The 3,934-nt window shown below is 66.3% G+C and carries 1 protein-coding gene; it reads right to left on the bottom strand.

All coding sequences use genetic code 11. From position 1 onward, the window contains the following. Window positions 1-20 precede the first annotated feature (20 nt). Complete coding sequence (purL, locus tag AC1DT2_RS17260) at window positions 21-3,884, bottom strand: phosphoribosylformylglycinamidine synthase (protein WP_477297688.1); 3,864 nt, start codon at window positions 3,882-3,884, stop codon at window positions 21-23. Window positions 3,885-3,934 lie beyond the last annotated feature (50 nt).

Below are 3,934 nucleotides of genomic sequence, written 5' to 3'. Positions count from 1 at the left end.
TCACCGAACCGTTACTCCGTTCAGCCCACCCACACGCGCGCATTGCGGAACATGCGCATCCACGGTGAATCCTCGCCCCAGTTCTCCGGATGCCAGCTCATTTGCGCCGTACGGAACACGCGCTCCGGATGCGGCATCATGATCGTGACGCGACCGTCGGCAGCAGTGAACGCGGCCAGGCCACCCGGCGATCCGTTCGGGTTGAGCGGGTAGCTCTCCGTCGGCTTGCCACGGTTGTCGACGAAACGTGCCGAGCCATGGCTCTTCGACGGGCTGCAGACGTTCGGAAAGTACACCCGACCCTCACCGTGTGCCACGGCGACGGGAATACGCGAACCGGTCATGCCGCGGAAGAACACGCTGGAGGAATCCAGGATCTCGAGCGTCGCCAGGCGTGCCTCGTACTGCTCGGACTGATTACGCAGGAACTGCGGCCAGTGCTTCGCGTCCGGGATGATGTCCTTCAGCTGCGACATCATCTGGCAGCCGTTGCAAACCCCGAGGGCGAACTTGGTGCCGTCCTCGAAGAAGCGCGCGAACTGCTCGCGTAGCGCATCGTTGTAGAGGATGGACGTGGCCCAGCCACGACCCGCGCCGAGCACGTCACCGTAGGAGAAGCCGCCGCAGGCGGCGAAGCCGCGGAAATCCTTCAGGTGGTGACGACCGCTGGCGAGATCGGACATGTGGACATCCACCGCATCGAAGCCGGCGCGACTGAACGCCGCCGCCATCTCGACCTGCCCGTTCACACCCTGCTCGCGCAGGATCGCGACGCGCGGACGCACGCCGGTGTTGATGTACGGCGCCGCGATATCTTCAGCCGGGTCGAAGGTGAGCTTCGGCGAGATGCCTGGATCGGCATCGTCGAGGCGCCAGTGGTTCTCCTGGTCAGCGCTCTGCGGGTTATCGCGCAGGCCCTGCATGGCGTAGCTGGTTTCGTTCCAGGCGCGGAACAGCTCGGTGAAGTTCCACTTGAACGCCGTCTCGCCGTTGAGGTGGAGCTTGATGCCGAGCTTTTCCTTCGGACGACCCACGTGGTGCGTCATGCCGGCGAGGTTGTACTTCACGAGCAACTGCTCGAACGCCTCGCGGTTGGCGGCAGCGATCTGCACGACAGCGCCCAACTCTTCGTTGAAGAGGGAGCGCAGCGTCGCTTCGGCCCAGCCGTCCAGACGCAGCTCGAGGCCGCAGCGGCCGGCAAACGCCATTTCCAGCAGGGCGACGATCGCGCCACCGTCGGAGCGGTCGTGATAGGCCAGCAACAAGCCCGCCTTGTTCGCTTCCTGGATCAGTTCGAACATCGCACGCAGGCGCTTCGGATCGTCCAGGTCCGGCGGTACGCCGCCGGCCCGGTTGAAAACCTGGGTGAGCGCCGAACCGCCAAGGCGATCGCGGCCCGCGCCAAGATCGATCAGCCAGAGCTCGCTATCGCCGCGGTCGAGCTTGATCTGCGGCGTGAGCGTGCGGCGGACGTCGTCCACGCGGGCGAAGCCGGTGATGACGAGGGATACCGGTGAAACGGTTTTCTGGGCTTTGCCCGTCTCGTCCGTCCACACGGTCTGCATGGACAGGGAGTCCTTGCCGACGGGGATCGAGATATCGAGGGTGGGACAAAGCTCCATGCCGACGGCCTTGACCGCGTCGAACAGCGCGGCGTCTTCGCCGGCGTGGTTCACGGCGGCCATCCAGTTCGCGGACAGACGCACTTCGTCGAGCTTCAGCGAGGCGGCAGCCATGTTGGTGATGGCTTCACCCACCGCCATGCGCGCGGCATCGGCGCTGTTGAGCAGGGCGATCGGCGCACGTTCGGCCATGGCCATCGCTTCGCCGGTATAGCCGTCGAAGTCGGTCATGGTCACAGCCACGTCCGCCACCGGCACCTGCCACGGCCCGACCATGGGGTCGCGCGCGTTGAGCCCGCCGACGGTGCGGTCGCCGATGGTGATGAGGAAGTTCTTGCTACCCACGGCCGGCAGACGAAGGACGCGCATCAGTGCCTCGTCCATACCAATACCGGTGAGGTCGGCGACGAGATCGACGCGCGGCTTCACGCGGACGGCATCGCGATGCATCCGCGGCGGCTTGCCGAACAGCACGTCCATACCGAGGTCGATCACGGTGAGGTCGCGGCGCGGATCCTTGACGATGAGTCGCGGTTCCGCCGTGGCGTCACCGACGACGGCGTACGGGCAACGCTCGCGTGCGCAGAAGCCTTCGAACAGCGGGAGGTCTTCCGCGCCGATCGCCAGCACGTAGCGCTCCTGCGACTCGTTGCTCCAGACCTGCATCGGCGACAAGGTCGGGTCGTCGCACGGCAGCGCGGAGAGATCGATGATGCCGCCGACGCCAGCGTCGTTGAGGATCTCGGGAATCGCGTTGGAGACACCACCCGCACCCACGTCGTGAATGCTGACGATGGGATTCTCGTCGCCACGCGCCCAGCAGCTGTCGATGACCTGCTGGCAGCGGCGCTCCATCTCGGCGTTGTCGCGCTGCACCGAGGCGAAATCGAGTTCCGCACTCGAGGTACCGGAAGCGACCGACGAAGCGGCACCGCCGCCCAGGCCGATCAGCATGGCCGGACCACCGAGCACGATGACCTTGTCGCCCGGACGCACTTTGCGCTTCTGCACGTGATCGGGTCGGATCGCGGCGAGACCGCCGGCAATCATGATCGGTTTGTCGTAACCGCGACGGACACCCTTGTCGCCGGTTTCCTGTTCGAACGTGCGGAAGTAACCGCCGAGCGCGGGACGACCGAACTCGTTGTTGAACGCGGCGGCGCCCAGCGGGCCGTCACGCATGATTTCAAAGGCCGACGCCATGCGCGGCGGCAGCGGACGATCCTTTTCCCAGGGACGCGGCAGGCCGGGAATACGCAGGTGCGATACCGAGAAGCCGGTCAGTCCTGCTTTGGGCTTGCCACCGCGACCGGTGGCACCCTCGTCGCGGATCTCGCCGCCGGCACCGGTCGCAGCGCCCGGCCACGGCGCGATCGCCGTCGGATGGTTGTGCGTCTCGACCTTGATCGCGAACGGGGCGGATTCCGCCACCGTGCGGAACACGCCGTCCTTCGGATCGACGAAGAGCCGGTTGCCCTCGTAACCTTCGATCACCGCCGCGTTGTCGTGATACGCGGACAAGGTGTGCGCCGGCGATTTCTGGTGCGTGTTCTTGATCATGCCGAACAGCGAGTTTTCCTGCGTCTGGCCGTCGAGCGTCCAGGTGGCATTGAACACCTTGTGACGGCAGTGCTCGGAGTTCGCCTGCGCGAACATCATCAGCTCGGCATCGGTCGGCGCCCGGCCCATCTCGGCGTAGCGCTCGGCGAGGTAGTCGATTTCGTCGTCGGCCAGGGCAAGACCCAGCTGTTGGTTGGCCGCGGAAAGCGCCCCGCGTGGATCGAGACCGAGCTCCACGTGCCCCAGGGGGCCCGGCTCACCGGCGAGGAACAGGCCCGATGCGTCGGCCAGCGACGCCAGAGGCGACTGCACCATGGGATCGCAGAACGCGCCCATGATGGCGGCGTAACCGGGATCGCTGGGACCGGGCATGCCGCTCACGCGCCAGGCGGTACCGCGCTCGACCCGGCGCACGTCGAAACCGGCGCCGTGGAGGATGTCGGTCGCTTTGCTGGACCAGGGCGAGATGGTGCCAAGGCGCGGCACCACCCAGAAGGTGGCGTCCTCGGGACTGCCCGGCTTTGCCTCGAGCACGGACAACAGGCGCGCGCGCGCCTCGCCTTCCGGTGCGACGGCGACGTCGACGAAGTAGGTGAACCAGGCGGCCTGCACGCGCGTACCGTGATGCRGGGCATCCAGGTGGGCGTTCAGTCGTTCGAGGCGAAACGGTGAGAGGGCGCTCTGCCCGTCGAGTGCGATCATGCGGGGGAAAAGGCGCTGCAGGAAAACGCCTATTCTACATGATGTTGCGC

The organism is Luteibacter sp. P4_E6 (genome assembly GCF_056401535.1).
This window is presented reverse-complemented; position numbering and strand designations above follow the sequence as displayed.